The 5896-nt window shown below is 71.2% G+C and carries 4 protein-coding genes; all 4 read right to left on the bottom strand.

The features are described 5' to 3' along the window. Positions 1–138: 138 nt before the first annotated feature. The 4 genes from ACTHNQ_RS19765 to rhaI all read right to left on the bottom strand — a co-directional run bounded on the left by ACTHNQ_RS19765 (position 139) and on the right by rhaI (position 5869). Positions 139–1554 carry a rhamnulokinase gene (locus ACTHNQ_RS19765; RefSeq protein WP_440335631.1) on the bottom strand — a complete coding sequence of 472 codons (1416 nt, stop codon included), beginning with the start codon at positions 1552–1554 and terminating at the stop codon, positions 139–141. 127 nt (positions 1555–1681) lie between these two features. Next, positions 1682–3718 (bottom strand): bifunctional aldolase/short-chain dehydrogenase, encoded by a 2037-nt coding sequence (locus ACTHNQ_RS19770; protein WP_440335632.1) that lies wholly within the window; start codon positions 3716–3718, stop codon positions 1682–1684. A 42-nt stretch (positions 3719–3760) separates the two neighbouring features. Further along, entirely contained in the window at positions 3761–4624 is an 864-nt protein-coding gene (locus ACTHNQ_RS19775; RefSeq protein ID WP_440335633.1) for an alpha/beta hydrolase fold domain-containing protein, read from the bottom strand. A 78-nt stretch (positions 4625–4702) separates the two neighbouring features. Then, entirely contained in the window at positions 4703–5869 is a 1167-nt protein-coding gene (gene rhaI, locus ACTHNQ_RS19780) for an L-rhamnose isomerase (protein WP_440335634.1), read from the bottom strand. Positions 5870–5896: the final 27 nt, after the last annotated feature.

Consider the following 5896-nt stretch of genomic DNA (forward strand, 5'->3'; position numbering starts at 1 on the left):
GCGCGGGGCGGCCGTCGGTCGCGCCGAACGCGTCGAGCGCCACGATGCCGTCGGCGGTCGCGACACCGAGCACCGCCGTCGGCAACCGGCCGGCCTCGACGTGCCGGCGCGCCCAGTCGAACGCGGCCCCGTAGCCGGTCACGCGTGCGGCTCGTAGCGTTCGGGAGAGGTGGATGCCGCGACCACGCGCCGCAAGTCCTCCAGCGTCGCGTCGGGTCCGAACCAGCCGTGCGCCCGGGCCTGCACGAGCACGTTGCCGAGCGCGGTGGCCTCGACGGGTCCTGCGAGCACGGGCAGACCCGACCGGTCAGCGGTGGCCTGGCAGAGCAGGCGGTTGAGAGCGCCGCCGCCCACGATGTGGATGACGTCGACGTCCCGTCCGGTCAGGTGTGCGGCCGTGGCCACGGCGTCGGCGAACGCCTGGGCGATGCTCTCGACGATGGCGCGGGCGAACGCGGCACGGGTCGCCGGGACCGCTGTGCCGGACTCGGCGATGAGTGCGCCGATGCGGGCGGGCATGTCTCCCGGCGCCGCGAGGCGGGGATCGTTCGCGTCGAACAGCGGGATGCCGCCGGTCACCTCCGCGGCATCGGCCAGCAGGGCGGGCAGATCGATCCGGGCGCCGTCCTCGGCCTCCCACGTGCGCACCGCTTCGCTGAGCAGCCACAGCCCCGTGACGTTGTGCAGGAACCGCACCCGTCCGTCGACGCCCCCTTCGTTGGTGAAGTTCGCCTCGCGTGCTTCGTCGCTGACGACGGGAGCATCGAGCTCGACCCCGACGAGCCCCCACGTGCCGCAAGAGATGTAGGCGGCGTCGGGGGTGCTGAGCGGCACCGCCACCACCGCCGAGGCGGTGTCGTGCGAGCCGACGGCGATCACCTCGAGTGGTGCGCCGATGCGCTCGCGGGCCGGGCCGCTCAGCGTGCCGAGCACCTGGCCCGGGTGGACGAGGGGCGGGAGAGCGGATGCCGGCACCCCGAGCCGCCCGGTGAGCTCCCGGTCCCACTCGCCCGTGCGGACGTCGACGAGGCCGGTCGTCGAGGCGTTGGTGCGCTCAGCCACGCGGGCGCCCGTGAGCAGGAACGCGACCAGGTCCGGGATCAGCAGCGACGCCTCGGCATCGTCCAGACGCTGCTCGGCGGCGTACTGGTAGAGCGTGTTGAACGGCAGGAACTGCAGGCCGTTGCGGCGGTACAGATCGGTGAACGGGACCTTCGCGTGGACGGCATCCACCCCCCGCGCCGTGCGCTCGTCGCGATAGTGGAACGGCTCGCCGAGCACCTCGTCGCCGTGGACGAGGCCGTAGTCAACGGCCCACGAGTCGATGCCGATGCTGGCGATGCCGGGCTCGCGGCGCAGCGCTTCGGCGAGGCCCTCGACGATGTGCCGGTAGAGCGTCGTGAAGTCCCAGTGCAGGCTCCCTTCGGGCCCTTCGACGGGGCCGTTGGGGAAGCGGGAGACCTGTTCCAGCCGCAGCACGCCGTCGCCGACGTAGCCGAGCATGACGCGGCCGCTGGTCGCGCCGAGGTCGACGGCCGCGACGACGCCGCTCATCGGGCGCTCCTGGTCTCGCGGGCACCCCTCGCCGACATCGCGGTTTCTCGGCGAGCGACCACGGTGTTCGCGCCGACGACATGGTGTCTCGGCGAGACCGCGGTCTCTGGGCGAGGGCGGGGCGCGGTCATCGCAGGAAGGCGGCGGCGACGCCGGAGTCGACGGGGATGTGCAGCCCGGTGGTGCGCGACAGTTCCGGGCCGGTGAGGACGTAGACCGCGTCGGCGACGTTCTCGGGCACGACCTCGCGCTTGAGGATGGTCCGCTGCGCGTAGAAGGCCCCCAGGTCTTCTTCCTTGACGCCGTAGGTCGCGGCGCGGTTCGCGCCCCAGCCGGCGGCGAAGATGCCCGAGCCGCGCACGACGCCGTCGGGGTTGATGCCGTTCACGCGCACGCCGTGCTCGCCGAGCTCGACGGCGAGCAGCCGCACCTGGTGGGCCTGGTCGGCCTTGGTCGCGGAGTACGCGATGTTGTTGGGTCCGGCGAACACGGAGTTCTTCGACGAGATGTAGATGACATCCCCGCCCATCTTCTGCTCGATGAGCGCCTTGGCGGCGGCCTTGGCGACGAGGAACGAGCCCTTGGCCATGACGTCGTGCTGCAGGTCCCAGTCCTTCTCGGTGGTCTCCAGCAGCGGCTTCGACAGCGACAGCCCGGCGTTGTTGACGACCAGGTCGATGCCGCCGAACGCGAGCAGTGTCTGGTCGATCGCGGCCTGCACCCCGTCGGCGTCGGCGACGTTCGCTGCCACGCCGATCGCGACGTCGGTGCCGCCGAGCTCGGTGGCGGCGGCCTGCGCCTTCTCAAGGTCGAGGTCGGCGACCACCACGCAGGCGCCCTCGGCGGCCAGGCGGGTCGCGATGGCCTTGCCGATGCCCGAGGCGGCGCCGGTGACGAACGCGATGCGGCCCTGGTGGGTCTTGGGCTTGGGCATCCGCTGCAGCTTGGCCTCTTCGAGGGCCCAGTACTCGATGCGGAACTTCTCGGCATCCGAGATCGGCGCATAGCTCGACAGTGCCTCGGCGCCGCGCATCACGTTGATCGCGTTGACGTAGAACTCGCCCGCCACCCGCGCGGTCTGCTTGTTCGCCCCGTACGAGAACATCCCCACACCCGGGACGAGCACGATCAGCGGGTCCGCGCCGCGGATCGCCGGGGACTCGGCGGTGGCGTGCGCGTCGTAGTACGCCTGATAGTCGGCCCGGTACTCGGCGTGCAGCTGCGTCAGGCGTTCGATCGATGCCTCGACCGTCGCATCGGCGGGCAGGTCGAGGATCAGCGGCTTGACCTTGGTGCGCAGGAAGTGGTCGGGGCAGCTCGTGCCCAGCGCCGCGAGGGCCGGCGCCTTCTCGGAGGAGAGGAAGTCGGTGACCACCGCGGTGTCGGTGAAATGCCCGACCATCGGCCTGTCCGTCGACGCCAGCCCGCGGATCGTCGCGGCCAAAGCGGCGGCCTTCGCGCGCCGCTCGGTCTCGGGCAGGGCCTCGAACCCGGCACGAACTCCTCCGAACGGGGCGTCCTTGCCGTGCGCGTCGATGTAGGACTGCGCGGTCTGGATGATCCATGAGGAGTTGCGTTCCGCCTCCTCCGACGTGTCACCCCACGCGGTGATCCCGTGCCCGCCGAGGATCGTGCCGACCGCCTGCGGGTTCGCGGCCTTGATCGCCGCGATGTCGAGGCCCAGCTGGAACCCGGGCCGCCGCCACGGCACCCACACGACCTTGTCGCCGAAGATCTTCGCGGTGAGCTCCTCGCCGTCGGCGGCCGTCGCGATCGCGATGCCCGCGTCGGGGTGCAGGTGATCGACATGCGCGGCATCCACCAGTCCGTGCATCGCCGTGTCGATCGACGGCGCCGCACCGCCCTTGCCGTGCAGGCAGTAGTCGAACGCGGCGACCATCTCATCCTCGCGGTCCACACCCGGATACACGTCCACGAGCGCCCGCATGCGATCCAGGCGCAGCACCGCCAGGCCCTCGGGCTTCAACGTGCCCAGGTCGCCACCCGAGCCCTTCACCCACAGCAGCTCCACCGGCTCACCCGTGACCGGGTCCGTCTCGGTGCCCTTGGCCGACGTGTTACCGCCGGCATAATTCGTGTTCTTCGGGTCGGCGCCGAGGCGGTTCGACCGGGCGATCAGGTCGGAGACGGCCGGATTGGTCATGTCGGGTTCCTTCGTGTGTGGGCTGTCGCGGTCGCCGCGTCGTCAGGCGACCGGCGAGCTCTGGGGGGTCGGGGCGGGGATCGCGGCGAGGCGCTCCGCGAATCGGGTGAGGGTGAGGGATGCCGCCGGCTCGTGCGGACGGTTCAGATGGCCGTGCTCGGTGCCCGGCTCGGTCACGACCTCGACCGGGCGGCCGGCGGCACGCAGTGCCGAGGCGAACGCCTCGCCCGAGACGCGCAGCTCGTCGACCTCCCCGTTGACCATGAGCGTCGGCGGGAACTGCACCAGGTCTTCGGGGCCGGCAAGGCCCGGGATCGCACCGAGGGGGGCGTGACCCACGGGGCCGCCGAGGTAGTTCTCGTACATGGCGAGCACCATGGCGGGGCCGAACCGGTCGGCGTCGGGCTGGGCATCGAGCGCCGCCCGCAGCGCGGCATCCGGCGCCGGCTGCACGGCGAGGAGCGTCGGGTAGGCCAGGAGCGCGAGTGCGGGGCGCACCTCGGCGCGCCGCTCGATCAGCCGCAGCGCGGCCCCGGCCGCGAGGTTGCCGCCCGCGCTCGTACCTCCGATCGCGAGGCGCGTGCGGTCCACGCGCAGGCGGTCGGCGTTGTCGACGGTCCACGCCCACGCGGCGAGCACGTCGTCGGATGCCGCAGGGTAGTGGTGGCCGCCGGGACCGTGGCCGCCGGCATCCCACCCGTCAGGAACCGGCGCGAGACGGTAGTCGACCGAGATCACGGTGGTGCCGTTCGCCGCGAGCTGCGAGGCGACCCAGTCGGACTCCGGCATGTCGAGGTCGCCGAACGCGAACGCGCCGCCGTGGGCCCACACCAGGCCGGTGCCGTTCGGCTCACGGGCGGGGTAGACGCGCACGAGGCCGTCGGCCGCGGAGTAGGGCTCGCTCATGGTTTCCTCCGGAGGGATGGTGCACCCGGGGCGCGGGGATCGGCAGCCCGCGCCCCGGGTGTGTCTGAGAAGAGGGGCTTACGCGCCCCATCCTGCCTGGGTGCCGCCGACGCGGTCGGCCGCGATCCGGGACTGGTAGCCGGATGCCGCGTACGCCGCCATCGGGTCGGCCGCGAGCCCCCGTTCCTCACGCCACTGCGCGAGCGCCGGCCGCACGTCGGTATAGAACGCATCCATGAACACGGCGTTCGCAGCCAGCACGTCGTTCGCCTGCTGCGCGGCCGCGAGAGCGTCGCGGTCGACGAGCAGGGCGCGCGCCGTCATCTCCTGCACGTTGAGCACCGAGCGGATCTGGCCGGGGATCTTGTCTTCGATGTTGTGGCACTGGTCGAGCATGAACGCCACGTCCGGGTTGTTCAGCCCGCCGCCGCGGACGACCTCGAAGATGATGCGGAACAGCTGGAACGGGTCGGCCGCGCCCACGATGAGGTCGTCGTCGGCGTAGAAGCGAGAGTTGAAGTCGAACGAGCCCAGCTTTCCGAGCCGCAGCAGCTGCATCACGATGAACTCGATGTTCGTACCCGGCGCGTGGTGGCCGGTGTCCAAGCACACCATCGCCTTGTCGCCGAGAGCGGCCACCTGCGCGTAGGACGTGCCCCAGTCCGGCACATCGGTGTGGTAGAACGCCGGCTCGAAGAACTTGTACTCCAGCACCAGGCGCTGCTCATCCGACAGGCGCGCGTAGATCTGCTGCAGCGACTCGTGCAACCGGTCCTGCCGGGCACGCATGTCACCCTGACCCGGATAGTTCGACCCCTCGGCCAGCCAGATCTTCAGATCGCGCGACCCGGTCGCGTGCATGATGTCGATGCACTCGAAGTGGTGGTCGATCGCCTTCTGACGGATCCGGTCGTCGTGGTGGGTGAGCGCCCCGAACTTGTAGTCCTCGTCCTGGAACGTGTTCGAGTTGATCGTGCCCAGGCTCACGCCGAGGTCCTCGGCGTGACGGCGCAGATCGGCGTAGTCGTCGACCTTGTCCCACGGGATGTGCAGCGCGACGCTGGGCGCGAGCTTCGTGAACGCGTTGACCTGCGCGGCGTCGGCGATCTTCTCGTACGGGTCGCGCGGAGTGCCCGGCGTCGTGAACACGCGGAAGCGCGTGCCGGAGTTGCCGAACGCCCAGCTGGGCAGCTCGATGCCCTGGCCCTCCAGGGCGGACAGGATGTCGGGTGACAGCGTCGTCATGATGCGGTGCTCTCGTTCTCGTGCGGG

The organism is Microbacterium sp., from assembly GCF_051953575.1.
Lineage (GTDB): Bacteria > Actinomycetota > Actinomycetes > Actinomycetales > Microbacteriaceae > Microbacterium.